The sequence below is a fragment of the Clostridium sp. CAG:265 genome (genome assembly GCF_000436575.1).
Lineage (GTDB): Bacteria > Bacillota > Clostridia > Clostridiales > Clostridiaceae > Clostridium > Clostridium lentum.
Genome location: NZ_FR886618.1, coordinates 14,444 through 38,438, shown reverse-complemented (window position 1 = coordinate 38,438; position 23,995 = coordinate 14,444). Strand labels below are relative to the sequence as shown.

23 protein-coding genes are annotated in these 23,995 nt (G+C 25.1%); 22 read left to right on the top strand and 1 reads right to left on the bottom strand.

All coding sequences use genetic code 11. The annotated features are described in order from the left end of the window. Nucleotide 1: 1 nt before the first annotated feature. The 22 genes from Q5O29_RS06745 (at nt 2) to Q5O29_RS06640 (ending at nt 22,102) form a co-directional block, all read left to right on the top strand. A complete protein-coding gene (locus tag Q5O29_RS06745; protein ID WP_022212203.1) occupies nt 2-1,000 on the top strand; it encodes a glycosyltransferase in 999 nt (332 codons plus the stop codon). Nucleotides 1,001-1,010: 10 nt separating this feature from the next. Next, nucleotides 1,011-2,087, top strand: coding sequence for a polysaccharide pyruvyl transferase family protein (locus tag Q5O29_RS06740; RefSeq protein ID WP_022212202.1), 1,077 nt, complete (start codon nt 1,011-1,013; stop codon nt 2,085-2,087). A gap of 65 nt (nt 2,088-2,152) precedes the next feature. After that, nucleotides 2,153-3,148 (top strand): glycosyltransferase family 2 protein, encoded by a 996-nt coding sequence (locus Q5O29_RS06735; protein WP_022212201.1) that lies wholly within the window; start codon nt 2,153-2,155, stop codon nt 3,146-3,148. A 46-nt stretch (nt 3,149-3,194) separates the two neighbouring features. Next, on the top strand, nt 3,195-4,733 hold the full coding sequence (locus tag Q5O29_RS06730) for an oligosaccharide flippase family protein (RefSeq protein WP_022212200.1): 1,539 nt from the start codon (nt 3,195-3,197) through the stop codon (nt 4,731-4,733). A 22-nt stretch (nt 4,734-4,755) separates the two neighbouring features. Next, a complete protein-coding gene (locus Q5O29_RS06725; RefSeq protein ID WP_022212199.1) occupies nt 4,756-6,009 on the top strand; it encodes a hypothetical protein in 1,254 nt (417 codons plus the stop codon). Nucleotides 6,010-6,218: 209 nt separating this feature from the next. After that, the gene (locus tag Q5O29_RS06720) at nt 6,219-8,390 is read left to right on the top strand and encodes a hypothetical protein (RefSeq protein ID WP_022212198.1); all 2,172 of its coding nucleotides are present in this window, start codon (nt 6,219-6,221) and stop codon (nt 8,388-8,390) included. Nucleotides 8,391-8,476: 86 nt separating this feature from the next. Beyond that, entirely contained in the window at nt 8,477-9,073 is a 597-nt protein-coding gene (locus Q5O29_RS06715) for a hypothetical protein (RefSeq protein WP_022212197.1), read from the top strand. Between the two features lie 17 nt (nt 9,074-9,090). Then, nucleotides 9,091-11,316, top strand: a complete 2,226-nt coding sequence (locus Q5O29_RS06710; RefSeq protein ID WP_022212196.1) for a hypothetical protein — start codon at nt 9,091-9,093, stop codon at nt 11,314-11,316. Between the two features lie 254 nt (nt 11,317-11,570). Further along, the gene (locus Q5O29_RS06705) at nt 11,571-12,656 is read left to right on the top strand and encodes an acyltransferase (RefSeq protein ID WP_022212195.1); all 1,086 of its coding nucleotides are present in this window, start codon (nt 11,571-11,573) and stop codon (nt 12,654-12,656) included. A gap of 86 nt (nt 12,657-12,742) precedes the next feature. Further along, nucleotides 12,743-13,738: an acyltransferase family protein gene (locus Q5O29_RS06700; protein WP_022212194.1), complete on the top strand. Its 996-nt coding sequence runs from the start codon at nt 12,743-12,745 to the stop codon at nt 13,736-13,738. A gap of 136 nt (nt 13,739-13,874) precedes the next feature. Continuing rightward, nucleotides 13,875-14,762 (top strand): metallophosphoesterase, encoded by an 888-nt coding sequence (locus Q5O29_RS06695; protein ID WP_022212193.1) that lies wholly within the window; start codon nt 13,875-13,877, stop codon nt 14,760-14,762. A gap of 146 nt (nt 14,763-14,908) precedes the next feature. Continuing rightward, nucleotides 14,909-15,175 (top strand): hypothetical protein, encoded by a 267-nt coding sequence (locus Q5O29_RS06690; protein ID WP_022212192.1) that lies wholly within the window; start codon nt 14,909-14,911, stop codon nt 15,173-15,175. 96 nt (nt 15,176-15,271) lie between these two features. After that, entirely contained in the window at nt 15,272-15,835 is a 564-nt protein-coding gene (locus Q5O29_RS06685; RefSeq protein ID WP_022212191.1) for a thioredoxin domain-containing protein, read from the top strand. Between the two features lie 234 nt (nt 15,836-16,069). Further along, entirely contained in the window at nt 16,070-17,272 is a 1,203-nt protein-coding gene (locus tag Q5O29_RS06680) for a nucleotidyltransferase family protein (RefSeq protein WP_022212190.1), read from the top strand. A gap of 44 nt (nt 17,273-17,316) precedes the next feature. Further along, complete coding sequence (locus Q5O29_RS06675) at nt 17,317-18,639, top strand: UDP-glucose/GDP-mannose dehydrogenase family protein (protein ID WP_022212189.1); 1,323 nt, start codon at nt 17,317-17,319, stop codon at nt 18,637-18,639. 143 nt (nt 18,640-18,782) lie between these two features. Beyond that, entirely contained in the window at nt 18,783-19,028 is a 246-nt protein-coding gene (locus Q5O29_RS06670; protein WP_022212188.1) for a hypothetical protein, read from the top strand. A 106-nt stretch (nt 19,029-19,134) separates the two neighbouring features. After that, the gene (locus Q5O29_RS06665; RefSeq protein WP_022212187.1) at nt 19,135-20,073 is read left to right on the top strand and encodes a hypothetical protein; all 939 of its coding nucleotides are present in this window, start codon (nt 19,135-19,137) and stop codon (nt 20,071-20,073) included. Between the two features lie 15 nt (nt 20,074-20,088). After that, nucleotides 20,089-20,418, top strand: a complete 330-nt coding sequence (locus Q5O29_RS06660; RefSeq protein WP_022212186.1) for a lasso peptide biosynthesis PqqD family chaperone — start codon at nt 20,089-20,091, stop codon at nt 20,416-20,418. Then, entirely contained in the window at nt 20,393-20,851 is a 459-nt protein-coding gene (locus Q5O29_RS06655; protein ID WP_022212185.1) for a lasso peptide biosynthesis B2 protein, read from the top strand. Before Q5O29_RS06660 ends, Q5O29_RS06655 begins: the two co-directional genes overlap by 26 nt. Nucleotides 20,852-20,911: 60 nt before the next feature. After that, the gene (locus tag Q5O29_RS06650) at nt 20,912-21,151 is read left to right on the top strand and encodes a hypothetical protein (RefSeq protein ID WP_022212184.1); all 240 of its coding nucleotides are present in this window, start codon (nt 20,912-20,914) and stop codon (nt 21,149-21,151) included. Nucleotides 21,152-21,339: 188 nt separating this feature from the next. Then, nucleotides 21,340-21,723 (top strand): nucleotidyltransferase domain-containing protein, encoded by a 384-nt coding sequence (locus Q5O29_RS06645; protein ID WP_022212183.1) that lies wholly within the window; start codon nt 21,340-21,342, stop codon nt 21,721-21,723. Then, nucleotides 21,716-22,102 (top strand): HEPN domain-containing protein, encoded by a 387-nt coding sequence (locus tag Q5O29_RS06640; RefSeq protein ID WP_022212182.1) that lies wholly within the window; start codon nt 21,716-21,718, stop codon nt 22,100-22,102. Before Q5O29_RS06645 ends, Q5O29_RS06640 begins: the two co-directional genes overlap by 8 nt. Before the next feature lie 58 nt (nt 22,103-22,160). Here Q5O29_RS06640 and Q5O29_RS06635 read toward each other — a convergent pair whose 3' ends face one another. Then, nucleotides 22,161-23,888, bottom strand: coding sequence for an ABC transporter ATP-binding protein (locus tag Q5O29_RS06635; protein WP_022212181.1), 1,728 nt, complete (start codon nt 23,886-23,888; stop codon nt 22,161-22,163). Nucleotides 23,889-23,995 lie beyond the last annotated feature (107 nt).

The following is a 23,995-nucleotide window of genomic DNA, read 5'->3' as shown; positions in this document are numbered from 1 at the left end:
AATGAATCCGGAAATTAGTATAATAGTTCCAGTTTATAATGTTGAAAAATATTTAAAAAGATGTATTGATTCTATATTAAATCAAAGTTTTACTGATTTTGAATTAATATTAGTAGATGATGGTTCTACAGACAACAGCGGAGAAATAATAGATGAATATGCTATAAAGGATGAAAGAATAAAAGTTATTCATAAAGAAAATGGTGGATTATCCTCTGCAAGAAATGTTGGAATAGAATATTCAAAGGGAAATTATATAGCATTTGTTGATTCAGATGATTATATTAATAAGAATATGTATAAAATTTTATATAAAAATGCTATTAAATATAATGCTGAAATTTCCATATGTAATTTTGAATATGTTTATGAAAATGATGATGTAGATGAAGAGCAAGACATAATTAGTGAAAAAATAAGTGTTAATAATAATATTGAATCTTTAGAAAAGTTATATAGTAGTGAAAATATACAATTCATTGTAGCATGGAATAAATTGTATAAGAAGAATTTATTTGAGAAAATAAGATACGATTATGGAAAATATCATGAAGATGAATTTATTATTCATAAGTTACTTTATAAATGTAATAAATCTGTTTATTGCTATGATAAGTTATATTATTACTTACAGAGAAATGGAAGTATAATGGGATCAAGTTTTAATGTTAACAAATTGGATGTTTTAGATGCAATGAAGGAAAGAATGGATTTCTTTAGAGAGATTCATTTAAAGGAATTAGAGTATAAAACACAGAATAATTATCTTTATTATTTTTTTGATTATTATTTTAGAACAAAGTATGAATTGAATAATAATGATATGTTAAGGTATATGAAAAAGCAGTTTAAAGGTATTTTGAAATATTTGCTTAGTAATCCTAATTATAATTTAAAGGCAAAATTATTATGGAGTTTATTTGCAATTAATCCAATTTTATATCAACTTATAAATAATATAAGGAACAAATACAGAGTTAATAATATTGATTATATTTAATGGAGAAGCTATGAGAAAGATAAAAGAGTTATTAATTAGAAGATTAAATGAAGATCAAATAAATAAAATTATGTATAGTATAGGTTTTAGATATTATAATATATTTAAAAAATACAAGGATAAGAAAAAGATTATTCATATTTTAACTCCATTGCATGGAAATATGGGGGATCAAGCTATTGTATATGCAACTAATAAGTATTTAAGAGATAATTTTAGTAATTATGAAATAATAGAAGTTTATAGACGTGATATTTATAAATATATGAAAGCGATAAAAAAAGTAGTTAATCCTGATGATTTAATAGTTTTAATAGGTGGAGGAAATATGGGGAATTTATGGATTGATGAAGAACGTGATAGAAGATTTGTAATTAAAAATTTTCCAAATAATAAGATAATTTCTATGCCTCAAACTATAAGTTTTACTCTTGATGCAGATGGAAAAAAAGAGTTTTTAAAAACACAACAAATATATAATAAAAATAAGAATTTAATATTAATTTCTAGAGAAAAGACATCTTATAAGATAATGAAAGAAAACTTTAAAGATAAAAATGTTATTTTAAATCCAGACACAGTATTATATTTAAATAACACAATACATGACAATAAGTTTAAGAGAGAATATATTATGACTTGCCTTAGAAATGATAAGGAAAGTGTATTAGGAAGTAATAAAGAAAAGTTAATTACTGATTTAAAAAGAAATCATGGACAAGTAGTTGAATTTGATACAGTAATAAATAAAACTGTTACAAAGGAAGAAAGAGAAAAAGAATTAAATAAAATGTTTGATAAATTTTCAAAATCAAAGATTGTTATTACAGATAGATTGCACGGAATGGTATTTTGTGCAATAACAAAAACCCCATGTATTGTAACTAAATCATTAGATCATAAGGTTACAGGAACATATGTATGGATTAAAGATTTAAACTATATAAAACTTGTAGATAAATTGGATTTTAAATATATTGAGCCGTTAATCAATGAATTAATTAATTTAAAAGAATTTAATGATATTAAATTTAAAGATATTTATTTTGATAAATTAACTGAAAAAATAAAAGAAGTAATAAAATAAAGTGCTTTTTATTAAAAAGATTATATTTTTGAATTATAGTAGTTATTTTAAAGGAACTGAAGGATATGGAAGAGGTTAGTGTTATAATTATTGCTTATAATATTGAGCAATATATCGAAAAGTGTATAAAGTCTGTAATAAATCAAACATTTAAAGAGATAGAAATATTGATTGTAAATGATGGATCAACTGATAAAACTTTAAGTATAATTAACGAATGGGCATTAAAGGATAAAAGAATAAAAATTATTAATCAAGTTAATAAAGGTGCAATAGAAGCAAGAAAAGCAGGATTAGATAAATGTAATGGTAAGTATGTATTGTTTGTAGATGGAGATGATTGGTTAGAGTTAAATGCAATAGAGAGATTATATAATGAAATTGAGCAAGATCAAGCAGATATAGTAGTATATAATTCGTATATAGTTGATGATTTTGGAAGAAAAATAGTAAGAAGCTTTAATATAGAGATATATAATGATAAGGATTTACTTAAGAATTTATTAATTGGAAAATCATCACCTTTTTTATGGGATAAATTTATAAGAAAAAGTTTTATAATAGAAAATAAAGTGAAATTTCCTAAGGAAGTTAGTTATTCAGAAGACTTAGCAGCTTTAGTAGAGATATACTCTAAACACCCTAAAGTTAGTGTTCTAGGTGAAGAGCTATATAATTATTATCAAAGGGTAGACAGTGCTACAAAACAGCTAAATAATAAATCTTTAGATATATGTAAATCTATAGATTTTATTCATGAAGTTTTAGAAGAGAATAAGTTATATAATATTTTTTTAGATGAATTAGAAATGTGTATATACTTAAATTTATTTATTTATGTGGTTATCAATTTTAATAAACATAATGCATATAATAAAAGTTTATATAGAATGTATAAAAAGAAAAATATTAATATAATTAAGAATCAATATATAAATGAACACATAGGAAGTTACAACAAAAATGGTCAAGTAAGAATTAGATTATATAATAGATCATATTATTTAGGATGTTTTTATGATTATATAAGAAAAATAATAAAATGCATAATTAATAAATAAGTATATATGCTATTTATTAATTTGAAAAGAAATGAGGTATTAAGGGATGGAAGATAATTTATCTGAAAATAAAAAACTAATTATAAATTTACTTAGCAGTATAATTGCCTTTGGAATTAATTTAATAATAGGTTTTTATTTATCTCCATATATAGTTAAAAATTTAGGGGTTGAAGCTAATGGATTTATTTCTTTAGCAAATAATTTTATTACATATGCTAGTTTAGTTACAATAGCATTAAATTCAATGTCTGGTAGATTTATAACCATTGCAATTCATCAAAGTGATTATGAAAAGGCTAATAAATATTATAATGCTGTATTTGGTGGTAACTTAATAACTGCTTCTGTTTTGGCAGTACCTGCAGTAGTAAGTGTTATAAAATTAGAATATTTAATAAATATACCTAGCAACCTCATATTTGATGTTAAAATATTATTTTCCATAATATTCATTAATTATTTTATTGGTATGATATTGCCAAATTGGGCTACAGCTACATTTGCTACTAATAATCTTTACTTACAATCAATTAAATCTTTACAATCAAATATATTAAAAGTAGTTTGTATTTTAGGATTATTTATAATATTTTCACCTAAAGTATATTATATAGCTATAGCAAGTTTAGTATGTACTATTTATATCGCTGTATATAATTGGTATTATCATAAGAAGTTATTGCCACAGCTTATAATAAAGAGAAAGTATTTTAATTGGATTTATGTAAAAGAGTTAATTTTTTCAGGAATATGGAATACGATTAATCAAACAGGACAAATTCTTTTAAGTGGATTAGATTTATTAATCGCCAATTTATTTGTTGGAGCAACTTCTATGGGTGCACTTTCATTAGCTAAGACAGTTCCTAATATAATTACTGGGCTATCAGGAAGTCTAACAAGTATATTTGTTCCTACACTTACCATAGATTATGCTCATAATGATAAAGATTCATTAAAGAAAAATTTAAAAAAAGGAATGAAATTAACAGGAGTTTTATTAACTATCCCTCTTGCTATATTAATAATTTATGGAAGTGAATTCTATAGCTTATGGGTACCATCACAAGATGCAAAAGTTCTCCAAATATTATCAGTACTTACGTGTTTTGGGCTTATATTTACTAGTGGAACTCAGTGTTTATATACTATTTTTACTGTTGTAAACAAATTAAAAATAAATTCTCTATTAGTATTACTATCAGGATTAATTAGTACCATTATTGTTTTTATATTAATGAAGACTACTAACTTAGGAGTATTTGCAATAGCAGGAGTAAGTTCTTTCGTTAATTTAGCACGTAATATGATATATACAGTACCTTTTACCGCTAAGTATATTGGTTTAAAATGGAACACTTTCTTTCCAGAGGTATTATCTTCAGTTACTAGTGTAATTGTCCTTGTATTAGTAGGGACTACAATCAAACAGTTTGTAACAGTGAATTCCTGGATTATGCTTATTATAGCAGCTGGAATAACTGCAATATTAGGATTAATTATAAATATGTTTATTGTTTTAAGTAGAGAAGAAAGAAATTTTTTACTTAAATTATTTAAGAAAAAGTTAAAGATAGCATAAATATAAAAAATAAGGAGTTACTATGAGGAATAGAGTAGTTGTAAACTGTATTGAAAAAGAAAAAAATATAATAGAATATAACTTTGAAGTTGATGGAGAGTGGAAACAATATTTTAATAATAAAGAAAAATTTATAATTGAATATGACCAAGAAATTGAGGAAATACCCTATGGAATAGCTGTTATTCCATTCTTATGCAATGTATTACCAATTGCCTGGATTTTTGATGGAGAAATTATAATAGATGAAGTTGATGAAGATTTCTATAATAGTATTTCAAATTTTAAAAAGGGATATATAGATATGTATCCTAAAATTGATTTTTTGGGAAAGTTAACAGTAAATAATATTGTTAGTTATAAAGTAGAAGATAATAAAAAATCATTAGCTTTATTTAGTGGCGGAGTAGATGCATTTTATACTTTATTATCTCATATAAAGGAAAAGCCATGCATAGCAACTATATGGGGTTCGGATATTAAATTAAATGATACTGAGGGTTGGAGTAAGGTTATAGAGCACACTAAAGCAACAGCTAAGTTATATGATATTGACCATACTTGGATAAAATCTAGTTTTAGAATGTTCATTAATGAAGGAAGATTAGGACAAGCTGTATATAGTAGAGCAAATGATGGATGGTGGCATGGATTTCAACATGGAATAGGACTAATAGGACATGTAGCACCGTATATTTATAAAAATAATATTAGTAAAGTTTATATTGCAGCATCTTTTACTATTCAGGAAAAGGGGAAAGTTACCTGTGCATCTGATCCTACCATTGATGATAATGTAAGGTTTTGTGGAGCAAAAGTAAAGCATGATGGATATGAAGCATCTAGACAAGATAAAATTAAATATATTTGCCAATATTCAAGAGAGAATAATGTAGAGATTCCATTAAGAGTTTGCTGGGAATCAACAGGTGGAAGTAATTGTTGTAAGTGTGAAAAATGTTATAGAACTTTATTTGGTATATTAGCAGAGAAAGAAGATCCAAGAAAATATGGTTTCAATTATACTGATAAGGAATTTGTTAATATAGTTAAAGATTTAAAGAATAGAATATTTATTGGTAATTTTAGGTGGAAATATATTCAGGATGAATTTAGGGTAAATTATGATATAAGTGAGATTGACAAAAAATTAAGATGGTTCTATAAAACCGATATTAATAGAATTGATAAAAATTTTGCAAAAATATTTTTTAGAATAAAAAGAAAGTTAGCTAGTATAATGTATAGTTTTATAAAAAGATTTAGAATAAGATAAAAAGAGCTTTTATTGAATAGATAAAGTAAAGCAGTTAAATTATAAATAAATTTTTAAATAAGAGTGAGAAATATCATAAGTTTGAAAAAATACTATATAAATAATTAATATAAATACAAAAGTTATAAGTGATAATGGGATATATATGATTATGGTCTATTATCACTTTTGTTTTATTATAGTAATTCGGAAATAATATAGGAGTAGGTATGAAAAAGAATAAAAAAAATATATATGTTTCTTTATGTTGCATTGAATTAATTATTATATTTTTATTTACTTTTAATATTTTTACAAAAAAAATAAAGATAAATGAAATAGAGTCTAAAGAGAACAATTATGTTTTTAATAATATCTTTGAGATGAAAAGTTCAGATTTAAAAGTGAGAGATATAGTTAAAACTGAAGGGTATTATTCTAAAGGTGATGGCGGTGGAGCGGTATATATAATAGAAGATTATAATTATTATTTAAATACTTGGTTACCTGTAGATTGTAGAAAGGTAAGCTATAAATTTAATAGGTTGGGAACAGATAAGCTTTTAATGGATACACCAGTTGATGAACATGGCAATCATACCTTAGAAAATGGATTAGTTGCATGTCTTTATGATAAAGAAAACATTAAAGCAGAACAATATGGAGCTATAGGAGATGGAAACTTTGATAATTCAGAAGTATTTATTCATTTATTTGCCCATATGAAAAAAGGTGCTATAGAATTTAAAAAAGATGCAGTATATCTTATAGGACAAAGAAATATAGAAAATATAGATGATATTTATAGTGAAAATGGATTAGATAATCCATACAGAGCATATATGACAGGACGAGGAGCTTCAATGTCAAAACCTATTATGGCTAATATAGATGGAGTTAATATAATAGGAAATAATTCAATATTAAAAATTAAGGAGAATGATTGGTGTAATAGTAGTAGCGTAACTGATATGGGATTACTTAATCTTATGGGAGTTATTAGAAACTTAAAAATAGATGGAATTATATTTGATAATAATGGTTTAACTATGGATGAAACTCATACATTAAGTAACCATGGGATATTTTACAAAAGTGGAAATAGAACTGGTGAAGATGAATTACCTTATAAGGATGTAGAATTTGAATTTTCAAATATTGAAATTACTAATTGTGAATTTAGAAATGGAGGTACAAGTGCTGATGTTAATGATTGTGGTGGAGATGGAATTTTAATTATAGAACCACCAGCTTTATCTTATAACATAAATATTCATGATAATAAGTTTATTAATTGGGGAAGATGGGCTTTTGCTATAGATTTAGGAGGAAATGGAGAGAGAATAGATGAATTAAAATTTAATAATAATATATGTATACAAGATGATAAAAATAGTAATACTTCAGAAAAGTATAGAGGCTTAGGTTGGGTTGATTTTGAATCAAAAAAATGCTTTTCAAATCTAGAAATAAAAAATAATTATGTAAATGGATTAAATGGCTTTGCAATTAATGGAGCAGGTGAAGTAACAGAAAATGTAATTATATTAGGTAATACTATAATTAGGCCAGATAGAAATTATAAAAGTGCATATCCATATATGTTTAATTTTTATGGAGTACAAATTAAAGATTTAATATTTGAAGAAAATGATATATGTAAAGGAACTAATAGATTTGGATATACTTCTAACAATATAACTATAAAGAATAATAAATTAAGAGAATCTATACAAATTTATGGATTATATGGAGATATTATAGTTGAAAAAAATAGTATGGAGAACAAGGGATGCATAATATCAATTGAATCATTAGATATTCCAACATATATTTCAAAAGAAGAAAGGATATATTGTAATTTTAAATTTATAAATAATAATGGTGGTATAAAAGGTAAGATATTTGATGAAGATAATCCAGGAAAGTATAGTTATATAGATATTACAATAGATAATAATAAAATGAATTATATGAATTTTGAAGCCTGGGATGATAATGATTTTACTTTTAATCCAAAGCAGGTAAGTGAAAATATAGATTCATTTAGTTGTAGAGGAGCAAGATTTACAAATAGTACTTCCTATAATTATAGAAATATTCCTAAGGGAGGCGGTAAATATAATGAAGGTGATATTATCATAAATGATAGTGATAAGATTTTAATGTGTACTAAAACAGGTTATGTACCAATGCAAGGGGCTTTTAAACTTGCAGAATCAGACGTAAAGTTTATTTCAAATTTATCTGTAAAAAAAGGACAATATATATATAATGATTCATATCTTTATATTGCATGTAATGATGGAACATTAGGTAATAAATTAAGTCATAGTGAAGGAAGTAAACTATGTGGTGATGTTTATATGCTTAAGTTAGCTGAGTTAGCTAAATTTCAATAAATATGTTATTTGTTATGTTAATATTATACAACTTATATGTGTTCATTGAATATACTAGTAATATATTCATATGAGGAGGAAAGCTTATGCTAAATATTATTGAAATAGTAAGTGAGCTTAATAAAAACACAAATAGTATAAAAGAAAAATATGAAGAGTTACAAAAAGAGTTAGAAGAGAAAAATAATAAAATAAAAGATTTAGAAAGTAAAATCATAGATCAACAAAAAATAATAGATGAACAGAACAATATAATAAATTTTAAAACAAATTGTAATGATTCAGATTGTAATGAAGAAGACGAGAATTTAGGACTATTAGGAGATATTAATAAATTAAGTTGGATTAGTGAAAATGGTGCAGTGTACTCAATTAATAATGGAAATTTAATTATTGAAGGTAAAAATAGATATGCAAATATATATTTATATTATAAAGAAGTAGATGGAAACTATGTTGAAGGTGTAAGAACAAAGTATATATTAAATGTTGAGGGTAATATAGAAAGAGGATGTACTAATGGATATATTTGTAGCAGAAATTATAGAATAATAAATAGTTTTAATAAAGAAATTGAGTTATTTGCAACTTGGAAAAGAACTTTAAAAGTAACATTTATGCTTAATCAAGCAAATTGGGAAGATTCAAAAGTTATAATATCTAAAATTAAATTATCTCTATGATAAAAGAGGTGATATTAATGAATGATTTAATAACTGAAAGATTGAATATATTAAATAAAATAAATAGCAATATAAGTAATTTGTCTTATAAAGATTTAAGTGATTTAAGTGAAGAGCTAATTAATCAGTTTATTTTACAAGAGTATACTCCTACTAGTGAAATAAGGGAATTCGTAAATGTTGAAGAAATGAAAAAAGCAGATTTACAATTAGATGATTTAGTTATTACAAAAGGATATTACAAAGAAGATGATAATGGACAAGCTATATATATAATAAAAGATTATAATTATTATTTAAATACCTGGCTTCCAATAGATTGCAGGAAAGTTGGATATAAATATAATAGATTGGGAACTGATTTAATGTTAATGGATACACCGGTAGATGAATATGGAAATCACACTTTAAATAATAGTTTAGTAGCTTGCATTTTATATAAAGAAAATATTTATGTAGAGCAATATGGTGCTATTGGAGATGATAATTTTGATAATAGCGAGCAGCTTATTCATCTATTTGCTCATATGAAAAAAGGAAAAATAACTTTTAAAAAAGATAAAGTATATTTAATGCCTCAAAGAAGTAAGGCAAATATTCCAAATGTATATAGTACTTTAGTAAATCCATATGCTCCATATATGTGTGGTAGAAGTAGTGGGTGTCAAAGGCCTATTATGGCAAATATAGATGGAGTTGAATTAGTAGGAGAAAATTCAACTTTAAGGATTAAGGATAATGATTGGAATACAGTAGGTTCAGCTGATTTTGCATTATTAAATTTATTTAGAGTTATTAGAAATTTAAAAATACATGGAATTATATTTGATAATAACGGTTTAACTATGGATAATAATAATTCAGTTGAAAATCATGGAATAGCATGGAAAAGTGGAAATCTAACTATAGATGCAGGTGGAAAATCACCAGTAGTAGAAGACGGAACGATTCATGAAATATCAAATGTTGAAATATATAATTGCGAATTTAAAAATGGAGGTACAGCTAGGGCGGTTAATGATTGTGGTGGAGATGGAATATTAATTATAAATCCAATGGAAAATTCTCATGATATAAATGTTCATGACAATAAATTTACGAATTGGGGAAGATGGTGCTTTGCCATTGACTTAGGTGGGAATGGAGAGTGTATTAAAAATGTAAAATTCAACAATAATACTTGCATTCAATATGAAACTAATATTAATTTGGCAGGGAAGTTTAGAGGACTTGGATGGATTGATTTTGAAGCAAGAAAGTGCTTTAAAAATCTTGAAATTTGTAATAATTATGTTAAAGGATGCAATGGATTTGCATTTAATGGAAATGATAAAGTAAGTGAAAATATAACTATAAAAAATAATACTATTATAAGAACTTTTTATGGTTTAAGTGCTGCTGGAGTATATCCTTATATGTGGAATTTTTATTATGTTAATGCTAAAAATTTAGTTTTTGAAAATAATGATTTTTCAAAAGGGTTAGGATCAAACAGATTAGGTTTAAGCTATAATAATGCAATAATTAGGAATAATAAGTTTCCTAATACAACTGATGCTATGGCAATAAAACATCCAGTAGGAGATATAATTATAGATGGAAATGAAAGAACTGATAATGGTTTAATAAGTTCATTTAGTTATTTTTCATATCCTAATTATTTTTCTGAAGAAGATAAGCGAAATTCCTATTTAAAAATTAAATTTATTAATAATAAGGGTGGAATAGCTGGCCATTTTATTAGTAAGTCATGCTCAGATAGAAAAATAGATTTAATAATTGAAGGAAATACTATGAGTTATTGTAATATTGGATATTTTAATAGTAATTGGAGTTTTGATTCATCACAAGTTTTAAGCAATGTACCAGCATTTTCAGCAAGAGGTGCTACATTTACATCATTAGCACCATATAATTATAGAAATTACCCTAATGGGGGAGGCGTATATAAGGCAGGAGAAGTAATAGCTCAAAATTCTTCAAGAAAAACAATTTGCACTAGTGATGGATATTTAAAAGTTATAGGATCTTTTAAATATTGTGATAGTGATATTTCTTTTACTGCTAATAAATATGTATATGTATTAAGTTATATTTATACTGAAGATAATTTATATATTGCTTTAAATGATGGAACATTAGGAGCTTCAAAACCAAGTCATGAAAGTGGAAGTGAAGTTAATGGAGATGTTACATTATATTTTTTAAGAAAAATAGCATCAATAGATACTATAACACTTTAATATAAAATAATCGTATGAATTTTTTATACTGCTGATTTAAATATCAGCAGTTTTTTATATTTATTAAATTGAAAAAAATACATTAAATGGTAGAATTAGATTGTAGCGAATAAAGAAAAATAATTATTTTAAATTGAGATTGGGGGAGTATAGTGAAAATTATTAAAAGTTTTCAAGAACTGAGAGTTATTGAAATGTTTTTTATGTAATATCATTTAGAATTAGTAAAATAAATAATAAAAGGGGAGTAGTTAATGCAGGGTAAAGAGAATATTTTAAAGGATTTAGATTATTTAAAAGTTATAGGAATACTTTTAGTGGTTATAGGTCATTGTACTTCCATATATACAGGGGGATGGGTATATAAATCATCAGTAAATGCACCTATATATGGATTAATAGCATCATATGTATATACTTTTCATGTTCCTATGCTAGTATTTGTTTCAGGCTCTATTTACTATTATTGTAGAAAAAATAAAGAAAAGTATAAAAGTTTAAAAAGGTTAGTAAGTAATAAATTTAAAAGATTAATAGTGCCATTTTTAACAGTAGGTTTATTTTACTCAATTCCAATTAAGTATCTTATAGGAAATATAGAAAAAGGAACATTACTTAATAGCATAAGAGATTTTCTTATAGGATTAAATACTGGGCACTTATGGTACTTATTAATGCTTTTTGATATTTTTATATTATTTTATTTATATGAAAAATTTATATTAAATAAAAAATATTCAGTTATAGTAAATATTGCTGTTTTTACTTTAATGTATGTTTGTTCAGGATTTTTTACTAGTTTATTTTTAATCAATAGAACAATTCAATATAGTATATTTTTTTATTTAGGTTATGAATGTTTTAGAAGTAAAGATAAAATATATTCAAAAATGGTTTCTACAAAAACATTAATAATTATTATTTTAATACCAATATTAATAATAATTTCATTAGCATTAATTTTAGTAAGTAAAATAACAATAGATAACATAATTTTAAGTAGAGTATTTTCATTAATTAATGTAATTATAGCTTTAATAGGTATAACAGAAACATTTTTGGCAGTGTATTTATTAAATAATAAATTAAAAAGTAGAAAGCTACAAAGTAATATTGATAAATGTATGAAATTTTTAAATAAGTATTCATTTAATATTTATTTATTACATGAACCATTAATTTTTATTATCTTATCATATATTGCTAGTAAAAATATAAATTCAACAATTCTTGTTTTAGCATGTTTTATTGTAAGTATAGTTATTCCTATATTATTAACTAAAGCTTTCCAAGTAATAGTAAATAGAAATAATGTTAATGAAAGAGTTGCTACTAGATAAAGACACAACTAGAGAATTTTAAAAATAGAAATGTCTATTTTTTATAAAATAATATATATTTAATTTTTAGTAATTTTGGAGGATTTATGAAAGAAAAAATTAATTATATTGATTACTCAAAAGGAATAGCAATATTATTTGTAATATTTGGACATGTTTATTCTGGAAATAATATAGCCACTACTTGGATTTATTCATTTCATATGCCATTATTTTTTATAATATCAGGTTTTTTATTAAAGCTTAATAAAAATAAAGATACAAAAAGTATGATTTTAAAAAAATTTAAATTGCTGATGGTGCCGTATATATTATTTAGTATAATTAATATAGTAGGATTTTATTTAATAAAGGATTTATCATATGAAGTATTTAAAGGGAACATTTTTAATACTATAACTTTATTTGGAATAGGGGCGTTATGGTTTTTACCAGCACTATTTATATCAGAGACTCTATTTTTATTTGAAAAAAATAATATAAGTAAAAATAAATATAAAGCTTTATTTTATATAAGTATAGTTTTTATCATTGCCATATTTATCTTTGTTAGTAAGGGAAATTATACTAATGTAATTGGAAAGTTAACTATTGTATTAGTACGTAGTATGGTAGCTTTATTTTTTATTAATATTGGATATTATCTATATAAGGTAATAAGTAAAATTAATTTTAAAATATATCAAATTTTAATTTTAATAGTTATAAGTATAATATTTTCTATATTAAATGGATATGTTGATTTATGGGGAGTGCAGTTTAATAATTTACCTCTATATGTATTTAACTCAATTATAGGATCACTTTTAATAATAGCCATTGCTAAAAAAATTAATGGTAGTAAAGTACTAGAATTTTTAGGTCAAAACACATTAGTTATTATGGCAACACACCAACTGATTTTAGAAGCAATATTAAAAAGTTCTTTAATAAAATATTTAAATGATATAATGATTATTTTTATAATATTATTGCTGGAATATCCATTAATAAAAATTATAAATAAATATTTACCTTTTATGTTGGGAAAGAAAAGAGAAAAGAGTATTATAAATAAAGAGAATAATGCTGTTATGGAATAGAGCATATATAACTTTAATATTAAGTTGATTTCTAATGATGATATAGAGATCAACTTTTATTTTATAAAAATAATACAATAAATTAAAAATATGATAAAATATGGGAGGGGTAATTTGTAATAAATGGGAGGGAAAAATGGTAAGAATTATAGGGAAGTTTTTTAAATGGTTATCAATAACTATATTATCAGTAATATTGATAATTGTAATTTACAATATTTTTGATAATAACAGAATAAAAGTTGTAGAGCAAGAAGTTGAAGTGGTAGATTTACCAGAAGAGTTTGAAGGATTTAAGATACTTCAAATAGCAGATTTACATGGTAAAACTTTTGGAAAGAATCAAAAGAGATTACTTAAAAAAATGAATGCCATAGATTATGATATGATTGCTATTTGTGGAGATATGATGGACAAGCATACTGAAGATAATAAGCCTTTCTTTGATATATTAGATGGTTTAGAAAATAAGGAGAATATTTTTTATGTAAAAGGTGATACAGGATTGGAAGCTGTTAATGAGAATATTGGAGAAATAACTAGTGATGGACAACTATTAATTGAAAAGGGATGCAAGGTTTTAGATAAGCCTTATGCTATTACAAGAGGCGAAAGTACCTTATGGGTATCTAGATTTATTAATGGAACAACTTTTTATAATGAAACAGGTGTAGATAAGGATAATGATAATTCAGTTAAAGTTGTAGTTACTCATTATCCAAGACATGAAAATCATTATGCAACAGATCAAAATATACCAGATTACAATCTTGTTTTAGCAGGGCATTATCATGCAGGACAAATTAGAATACCTTTCTATGGAGCATTATTTATTCCAGATGTTTTTGCACCAGTATATTTTTTCCCAGATCAAAAAGAAGTAAAAGGTTTAATTACATGGGGAAATACAAATCAATATGTAACAGCTGGCCTTGGTGCTAATGCACCATATAAGTTATTACAATTTAGATTGTTTAACACACCAGAAATTAATGTACTTACTTTGACAAAAAGAGCAAAATAGTATGAAGATATTATAAATAATATGTAAAAAAAATAGTTAATTTTTATAACGAAAGTTAGTATTAAATTGAGTTCTAATTGGTAAAAAATGGTATAATGATATTGGAATTAAAATTTTAATAATAAAATTATATGGAGGTATTTTTTATGAAAGCTAAATGGAAAACGCCACAAGTAAAGAAATTAAATTTAGAGGAAACAAAAGCAGTAGAAGCAATAATTATGTATAGGAGTGGTTCACCAGAATTAGTAACTATGGATTTAGAACCATTTATAGGTTGGAAATGTCCATGTTGCCAAAAGGAAAGTGGATATATATTTAATCAAGAAGGTGAAGCACAAAATGATTTTAAAACAAATCATTTACCAAATTGCCTTAAGTATGATAAAGTACATGACAGGTGTATGAGTTAAGTGTAAATTTATTTAGCGCATAACCTAAAAAGGAATATATTAGTAATAGTATATTCCTTTTTATATAATAAATATTATGTTAATTAGGAGAAGTATATGAAAAAACACTTAAAATATATATTTAGTATTGCTATTGTTTTTTTTATTACAGTTTTAAATATAAGTTGTAGTAAAGATAAAGAAGTAGGATTAGTATACGGAGTTGAGTCAGCGCCTATAGTAATAAAAAACTATACAAGCTTTCAATGTCCAGATTGTTCTGAGTTACACTTAAAATTACATGATGTTTTAAAAAAATATATAGATAATGGTGATGTAAAATATATAGAAAAGCAAATTGATATAGAAAGATTTCAATTTGATGATTTAATTTATAAAAAAATGAATGATGAACAAATAAATGATTTTGAAAAGTTATCAGAAATATATGAAAAACAAAGTCAATGGATAGCTTATGAAAATGATGAAGATGTTATTAAACTATTAAATTTAAAAGAAGATGATAATAAAAATAATATTAGTGATTTGAAGAGGATAAGAAAAGAAAAAGAAAAGTTAGATATTCATGCAGTACCTACTGTATATATTAATGGTGAAGAAATGTCTAATAAAATCACAGCAGAAGAACTTGAAGAAAAATTAAAAAGTTTACTTAAGTAAAAAAATTTGATTGTATATAAAAGGGAAAAATGGTGGAATTTGATGAACGGTTGATGATAATAATTAAGTGGAAATATGATAATATAAATATAGTACACTAAGATGCAGAAGATGTTATTAAGAGTAATTTTAATATACATAGAGAGTTTTATTTGGATACACTTCAAAAAAGGGGAGTATCCTTTTATTTTGAAATAAACAAAAAGCTTAATTTTATCACCGTGGAGGATAAGGATGGAAAAGTATCAAGAACAGATAATTGATTTATTAAATGCATCTATACATGATAGTAAACCAAAATTAAATTATTCTAACAATATTGATTGGGATAAAATCATTGAAGAATGTAATGCTCATAGTATAGATGGACTTTTATATCCAGCACTAAAAAATAGTGGAGATAATATAGATAATAAAATTATAAATAAATTAAAAAAAATTACACTTATATCTGCAATTCAGCAAAGTAAGCATATTAAAGATACAGAGGAAATATTAAAATTATTTAATGAAAATAATATATCAGTAATAGTTTTGAAAGGACTAGTTATTAGGTATTATTACCCAAAACCAGATTTAAGGACAATGTGTGATTCAGATATAATTATTCATAAGGAAGATCTGCCAAAGGTGAGAAAACTTCTTTTAAATGAAGGTTTTAGAGAAGAAGAGGATGCAGGGCATCATATTGCATTTTTAAAACATGGATTTAATTTAGAAGTTCATTGGACATTAGCAAATGAAACATTTAGAAATGGGCAAAAATGCTTTCAAGAATATATTTGGAATGATGCTAGGAAGATTAAAGTTGGGAGAATTGATACATTAGCATTATCACTTGAGGACCAGGCTTTACATTTTTGTGCACATATGGCATCTCATATGGCTATATCAGGCTTTGGTGTTAGACAATTAGCAGATTTAGTTTTATTAGTTGAACATGAGGGAAAGAATATTAATTGGAATAATTTTTTATTAAAAGCAGAAAGAAGTGGATTATTAAGATTTTCTATAGGCATGTTTAAAGTATGTAATTATTTATTTAATATGGAGATACCAAAAGAGCTTAAAGATAATAATAATGATGATGATGTTATAAATTTAGTTGTAGATGATATATTCACAGGAGGAGTTTATGGGCAAAGAGATTTATCTTATACCTTTAGAGCTCAAGTGGGGTACGATATAGATAAAGATAATACCTTTAGTATGGTTAAAAGATATATACAAATAATATTACCTCCAGTAAATAAATTATCTGATAGATATGGATATGCAAAGAAATATAAAATATTGCTTCCAATTGCATGGATACATCATATATTTGTAGGAATTACTACTAAAGAATATGACAAGGAAAGTAAAAAGAAATTTTTAACCTCAACCATTAGTAATGCAAAAAGTAGAAATAAGGTTGTAAGATGGTTAGAACTTTAAAATATATTTATAATTAATGTGGTGTTAAAGGGAAGGAGTTAATTATGAGAATAGTTGTAGCAGGAACAGGTTATGTAGGATTAGTTACAGGAGCTTGTTTATCGGAAATAGGACATAATGTAACTTGTGTAGATATAGATGAAAACAAGATTACAATGATGAAGGAAGGAATTTCTCCTATATATGAGCCTGGATTAGATGAATTATTAAAGAAAAATCATGATGAAGGAAGATTAAATTTTACAACAGATTATAAAAATGCTTATAAAAATGCAGAGATAGTATTTATAGGGGTAGGAACTCCTGAAAGAGAAGATGGTTCAGCTAATCTTGATTATGTTTTTACTGTCTGCAAAGAAATTGCTGAAAATATTGAAAATGATTGCTTAGTAGTGGTTAAGTCAACTGTTCCAATTGGAACTAATGATAGAGTAGAAGCATATTTAAGAGAAAATGTAATAAATAATGTGAATATTGAAGTGGCTTCAAATCCAGAGTTTTTATCACAAGGAACTGCAGTTGTAGATACTTTGCACGCATCAAGGATAGTTATTGGAGTTGAAAGTAAAAAGGCAGAAGAAAAATTAAGATACGCTTATGAAGCATTTAAACAACCTATAGTAGTTACTAATAGAAGAAGTGCTGAAATGATTAAGTATGCTTCTAATGATTTTTTAGCGTTAAAAATAAGTTTTATAAATGAAATGGCAAATGTTTGTGAGATTGTTGGAGCTAATATAGAAGATGTAGCTAAAGGTATGAGTTATGATAAAAGAATTGGGGACAAGTTTTTAAAAGCTGGTCTTGGTTATGGAGGATCATGTTTTCCTAAAGATACAAAAGCTTTACATTGGTTAGCTAATGATAGTGGATACGAAATAAAAACTATTAAAGCTACAATAGAAGTTAATGAAAATCAAAAGTATAAGATGTTTAGAAAAGCAAAAAAACGATTTGGAACTTTAAAAGGAATGAAAGTAGCAGTACTTGGATTAACTTTTAAACCTGAAACAGATGATTTAAGAGAAGCTCCATCTATTCCTAATATTAATAGGTTATTAGAGGAAGGAGCAAAAATAGTCGCTTATGACCCTATAGGTGAAGAAAATTTTAAAAAAATATTTAAATCAGGAATTGAATATGTAAATTGTCCAGAGGAAGCATTAAAAAATGCAGAAGTAGTGTTCATATTTACAGAATGGAAAGAAATTAAAAATTTGGATTTAAAACTTTATGAAAATTTAATGAAAACACCAATAATTTTTGATGGTCGTAATTGTTATGATATTGATTTAGTAGAAGAATATAATATAGATTACTATTCTATCGGAAGAAGTGAGATATTAAATATTAATAAAGAAATATAGTTAATTGCGAAAAAAATAGAAATTTGTAATACGATTAATTATAAAAAAATAGGAAAATATGGTAAAATATAATATAAGGTTATACATTTTATTTGAAATATATAATAAACCTTAATTAAATTATAAACATATTGGAGGTAAAAATGATAAAAAAATGGATGAATCCAGAATTAAAAGAATTAGATGTAAGAAGAACTAAAGTAATAGAACCAACTATAAGTTCACCACGTTCAATGGAACCATTATATGGATGGCATTGTCCTTGTTGTTTAAAGAATAGTGAATATATATTTAATACAGAATCTTTAGCACGTTATGATTTTAGCACAAATCATTTACCAATTTGTCCTAAATATGATGAAAATACTAAGTCATGTATAATATCTTAATTTTAAAAAGAAATTATATATGAATAAACAAGGTAGATTAATTTCTACCTTGTTTATTCATATATTATGAAAAAATTAAAAATTATATTTAAAATGGAGAGAAAGTATGAATTCAGGAAAAAGTAAGTTTTATTATGAAGTATATGGCTTAGATATTGAATCAGAAATAAAAATAGATGAGTTTGTACCAATTGAAAATATTAATACTGATAATAAAGTTAATATGATATATAGTAAAATGCCAGCCAATATAAAAAAAAGTATAGAAGATAATAAAAAAGCTTTTTTTTCTAAAGAAGAAGTGTGGTTTCATATTGATGAAGTGGCTACTTATAGAGTGACTAATGGGGAGTTCATTGAATTTGAACCTTGTGAAAAGGCAGACCCGTACATTTTAAGAGTGTTTTTAATGTGTAGCTGTTTAGGTTTTATAATGATACAAAGGGATATTATAGCCATTCACGGAGGAACTATTGTTGTTGATAATAAAGCTATAATTTTAACAGGTGATAGAGGGGCTGGAAAATCAACACTTACCACTGCTTTAAGATTAAAAGGATATCAATTTATTTCTGATGATGTAGCTGCTTTAGAAATGAAAAATAATATTCCAATGGTGAAGCATGGGTTTCCTTATCAAAAGCTATGCAGTAGCGCTATGGATAAATTAGAATATGATAAAGAAAAATATTTTTCATTTATGAGTGATACTGAAATTAAATATTTAGTGGATGCTCATGATGATTTTATATATGAGGATACTAGGCTTTTTGCTTTATGTGAATTGTCAGTAAGTGATACTGCTCAGGTTCAAATTGAAGAAATAAAAGGTAGTGAAAAACTAAATAAACTTATAACCAATAGATATAGAGCAGAATTTGTACAAGCAATGGGGGGAATATCACCAATTGCTTTCAAGACTTTACTACAAATTGCCAAGAGCATAAAATTTTATAAGATTATAAGACCAGAAGGTCAATTTACAGTAGATAAGCAGATAGAATTATTGGAAGAAAAAATTAAAACATTACAAAGTATAAATTAAGAAGGAGTGAATCATATGTTAGATTTTAAAAAGTTTTCAGGAAAAGTTGGAGAAGTAAAAAAGGATTATGGAGTTAATCTTGATTCTGTTGTTTCAAAAAATGAAGAAATAGATGATACGGATCTTGATGGTGAAAAAGTAATGATGAACCTAGATAAAGGTCAATACTTTATGATGAATGAAGTAGGAAGTAGAATATGGGAACTTATTGAGGGAAATACTTCTATAGTAAATATAATAGAAACTTTAACTAATGAATATCAAGTAGATGAAGAAACTTGTGAAAATACTGTAATGGAGTTTTTAGGAAGATTAAAAGATGCAGAGCTTATTAAAGTTCTTTAAAAAAATAAAAACATTTTTCAAAATAAAAAATCAGGATAAATTAGCTTTTATAAAAGCATTTATATATATGGGTTACTTTAGATCTTTTATATTATTTGTACCATTTAATAAATTGAGAAAGCGTATGGGTAAGATTAAGTTGGAGTCACCACAGGAAGTAGATGATGAATGCTATAAAAAAGCTGTAAGAATAGCAAGGATAGTAGGAATAGTATCTTATCATACACCATGGGAAAGTAAATGTTTAGTACAAGCATTAACGGCTCAAAAAATGTTAAAGAAACAGGGAGTATCTACAACTCTTTATTTAGGAGTAAAGAAAGACAATAATAATCAAATGTTAGCTCATGCTTGGATCAGATGTGGAGATTATTTTGTTACAGGTGGAGGCAATAGACATGGATATGCCGTAGTTGCCAAATTTGCTAGTTAGTATCTATGACTTATTATAGTCTTAAAATAAATAAATATTAACTTAAAAGGAGAATGGAAAATGAAAAAAGAATTTGTAAAACCTGAATTAAGAGATTTATCAGTAAACTTAACAAATGATATAGAGTATGTAGATTATTGTAATTGGGTAGGTACAGAAGTTATTGGATTAGGCAATGAAGACTACACAGATCCAAATAAAAAACCTACTCAGCACCCAGATTGGGTATGGTGTAATAAGCATAATAGATGGCATCCAAAAAATCATGGTTCAAATGATTCAACAGTAAGTGGCTCATAATATTAAAAATGTAATTTAGTAAAAAATAAGCTTAAGGATAAATATGACCTTAAGCTTATTTTTTATTTTAAATAGAAAAGTATAGATTCAATTTTAAACTTATTGATTTTAACAATATATATATATAATAAAAATAAATTTTAGGATATAATATTATAAAATGATATTATTTAGGATGTGATTAAATCATGTTTTATGGTTGTAATATAAAAAATGATGTTGAGTACTCTCTTGATAAAAACATAAGAAATGAGATTATTAAGATTAGAGATATATGTATTTATAGATTAAAAAATGCAGATATATTATTATTTGGTTCTATAGCAAAGGGAAAATATAAAAATAGTAGTGATATTGATATATTAATATTAATTGATGATAATAAAAGTGTTAGTGAATTAAGAAAATTAAGACATGAATTAGAAGATGATATAGATAACCTAAATTTAAGTAGAAGTGTAGATATTAAATTATATAATAAAAATAGATATATTGAATTAAGTAAGGAAATAAGCTTTGAAGGAGATATAATAAAAGATTTAATAGATATAAGGAAGTGGAATTATGGTTAAGAGAGATATGTTTTATTTTGCAGATATTGATGAAAAATTTATAGATTCAACGAAAGATAATGAAGGATTAGAAGATGGAGTGCTAGTTCATTGTCAGCAATGTATTGAAAAAAATTTAAAAGCTATTATTCAGAAGAAGTACGGAGTGATATCAAAAGAACATAATCTTGTTAAACTATTAGAAGTATTATATTTGCAAGGTTATCCAGAATTAAAAAAGTATAAGAGTCTTTGTAGAGATTTAAAAGATTTTTATTTTAGTAGAAGATATGCCAGTGATGATTATGAAATTTTAACTCATGAAGAATATATTGATTATATTAATAATTTTTATGAGTTATTAAATGAACTTAAGAAAATCAGAAGTGAATTTGAATAAATATAAAAAACACCTAACAGCATGTTTATTATGTTGTTAGGTGTTTTTTTATAAAATGTTATACTAGTTCAGTGGCAACTTCTAAGATACTTTCCTTACTTACTTGTTTTAAATGACCTTTTTCCAGTCGTATTATACGATGACAAATATTAAGGGCTGAAGGTCTATGAGTTATGATGATGCAAGTTGGTTTATGGGGCAGTGATTTAACTGATTTTAAAACACTTACTTCTGTTTCAGGATCAAGAGCAGAAGTTGCTTCATCTAAGATTAATATTGGTTTCTTTCTTAAGAATGAGCGAGCTATGGCTAAGCGTTGAGCTTGTCCCTCGGAAATGCCAGTAGCTTTTTCACCAATTACTGTTTCAATGCCATTTTCTAATTCATTAACGAAATCTAAAGCGCAGGCGTTTTTTAAAGCTTCATATATTTCTTCTTCTGTAGCTTCAAAGTTACCATATCTTAAGTTGTCTTCAATAGTACCAGAAAATAAAGTATTTCCTTGTGGAACATAAGAAATTAAATTTCTGTAATCTCTATTAAAGGAATCCTTTTTATTATTTTCTTTTAAATAAACTTTACCACTGCTTGGATTTATTAGCGCAAGTATCAGTCTAATTAAAGTGGTTTTCCCTTCACCAGATGGACCTACAAAAGCAATGGTTTCACCATAAGGAATAGTTAAATTAATATCATTAATAATTTTAGTACCTTTTTTATATTCAAAAGATACATCTTCAAAGGTTATTTCTGGATTAATAAAATCAATAACTTCTTTTTCTGATGATTTTTCCAGTGGTATTTCTTCAAGTTCCATTAATCTTTCGGCAGCGGCAATAGTTGATATTAATCCAGGAAACATAGATGCCAATGAAGAAAATGGAGATTGTACCTTTCCATATAGCTGTAGCATGGCTGTAAAGGTACCATAAGTAGTTACTCCAGTAGAAATATTTAAAGCACCCCAGCAAAAGATTGTAAAGTAAGCTAAGTTTGAACATAGTGACATGGCTAATCCAGTCATAGCTGAAAGTTTAGTATTTTTCATGGCTATATTATATTTATTATTTTGAATTTGTATTAATCTATCCATATTTATTTTTTCCATACAAAAAGTCTTTACAATCATTATATTTTGTACAGATTCTTGAATGAAGGCTCTATATTTAACATCTTCTTCTTGAGCTTTCTTATAAAGAGCTTTTAACTTTTTGCTAAAATATCTGCTTACTAACACAAGAAATGGTCCAATAAATATTGCAATTATAGCAATGGAGGGAGCTAAATAAATAAGCGTAGAAAAAGAAGCTAATAGTGTTACTAAAATTGAAATAATGTTAGGAATGGTACTAAGCAAAGTAGAACTTATAGTTGCTACATCAGAAGTTATTCTTGTCAATAAACTTACACTATGAAATTTACTTTGTTCAAGCCAGCTACTATATTCAATATGTTCAAACATTTTATTTTGAATATTTTGATTAAGCTTTGTAGAAGCATGGGTGCTTAATAAAGATGTTATAGGATTTAATAACATCATACCTAAAGTAATACTGATCATGATAATAAGATACTTTATCACTTGCGAGGTGTTACCGCCTATAGCATTATCTATTAATGATTTGGAAATTAACGTATTATAAACGCTGATTAAAGAGGAAGCTGAACTTATTACAGTAGTAAAGATTAAAAATGGTATTACAGGTTTAGCATGGGATAAAATCCACTTTATTTTTATAAAAAATTCTTTTAAATCATGAATATTTATTAGTTTTTTCCAGTTCATCTAGTAATCTCCTTTTTAAAATACTAAGAATATATTAACATAAAAAGAAATTAAAACCAATTAATAAAAGTGATATTTTAGAGAATATTATAAAAATAAATTGTAGG

Coding starts and splice junctions, on each gene's coding strand:
- Q5O29_RS06745 (WP_022212203.1), top strand. CDS start 2: ATGAATCCGGAAATTAGTATAATAGTTCCAGTTTATAATGTTGAAAAA.
- Q5O29_RS06740 (WP_022212202.1), top strand. CDS start 1,011: ATGAGAAAGATAAAAGAGTTATTAATTAGAAGATTAAATGAAGATCAA.
- Q5O29_RS06735 (WP_022212201.1), top strand. CDS start 2,153: ATGGAAGAGGTTAGTGTTATAATTATTGCTTATAATATTGAGCAATAT.
- Q5O29_RS06730 (WP_022212200.1), top strand. CDS start 3,195: ATGGAAGATAATTTATCTGAAAATAAAAAACTAATTATAAATTTACTT.
- Q5O29_RS06725 (WP_022212199.1), top strand. CDS start 4,756: ATGAGGAATAGAGTAGTTGTAAACTGTATTGAAAAAGAAAAAAATATA.
- Q5O29_RS06720 (WP_022212198.1), top strand. CDS start 6,219: ATGAAAAAGAATAAAAAAAATATATATGTTTCTTTATGTTGCATTGAA.
- Q5O29_RS06715 (WP_022212197.1), top strand. CDS start 8,477: ATGCTAAATATTATTGAAATAGTAAGTGAGCTTAATAAAAACACAAAT.
- Q5O29_RS06710 (WP_022212196.1), top strand. CDS start 9,091: ATGAATGATTTAATAACTGAAAGATTGAATATATTAAATAAAATAAAT.
- Q5O29_RS06705 (WP_022212195.1), top strand. CDS start 11,571: ATGCAGGGTAAAGAGAATATTTTAAAGGATTTAGATTATTTAAAAGTT.
- Q5O29_RS06700 (WP_022212194.1), top strand. CDS start 12,743: ATGAAAGAAAAAATTAATTATATTGATTACTCAAAAGGAATAGCAATA.
- Q5O29_RS06695 (WP_022212193.1), top strand. CDS start 13,875: ATGGTAAGAATTATAGGGAAGTTTTTTAAATGGTTATCAATAACTATA.
- Q5O29_RS06690 (WP_022212192.1), top strand. CDS start 14,909: ATGAAAGCTAAATGGAAAACGCCACAAGTAAAGAAATTAAATTTAGAG.
- Q5O29_RS06685 (WP_022212191.1), top strand. CDS start 15,272: ATGAAAAAACACTTAAAATATATATTTAGTATTGCTATTGTTTTTTTT.
- Q5O29_RS06680 (WP_022212190.1), top strand. CDS start 16,070: ATGGAAAAGTATCAAGAACAGATAATTGATTTATTAAATGCATCTATA.
- Q5O29_RS06675 (WP_022212189.1), top strand. CDS start 17,317: ATGAGAATAGTTGTAGCAGGAACAGGTTATGTAGGATTAGTTACAGGA.
- Q5O29_RS06670 (WP_022212188.1), top strand. CDS start 18,783: ATGATAAAAAAATGGATGAATCCAGAATTAAAAGAATTAGATGTAAGA.
- Q5O29_RS06665 (WP_022212187.1), top strand. CDS start 19,135: ATGAATTCAGGAAAAAGTAAGTTTTATTATGAAGTATATGGCTTAGAT.
- Q5O29_RS06660 (WP_022212186.1), top strand. CDS start 20,089: ATGTTAGATTTTAAAAAGTTTTCAGGAAAAGTTGGAGAAGTAAAAAAG.
- Q5O29_RS06655 (WP_022212185.1), top strand. CDS start 20,393: ATGCAGAGCTTATTAAAGTTCTTTAAAAAAATAAAAACATTTTTCAAA.
- Q5O29_RS06650 (WP_022212184.1), top strand. CDS start 20,912: ATGAAAAAAGAATTTGTAAAACCTGAATTAAGAGATTTATCAGTAAAC.
- Q5O29_RS06645 (WP_022212183.1), top strand. CDS start 21,340: ATGTTTTATGGTTGTAATATAAAAAATGATGTTGAGTACTCTCTTGAT.
- Q5O29_RS06640 (WP_022212182.1), top strand. CDS start 21,716: ATGGTTAAGAGAGATATGTTTTATTTTGCAGATATTGATGAAAAATTT.
- Q5O29_RS06635 (WP_022212181.1), bottom strand. CDS start 23,888: ATGAACTGGAAAAAACTAATAAATATTCATGATTTAAAAGAATTTTTT.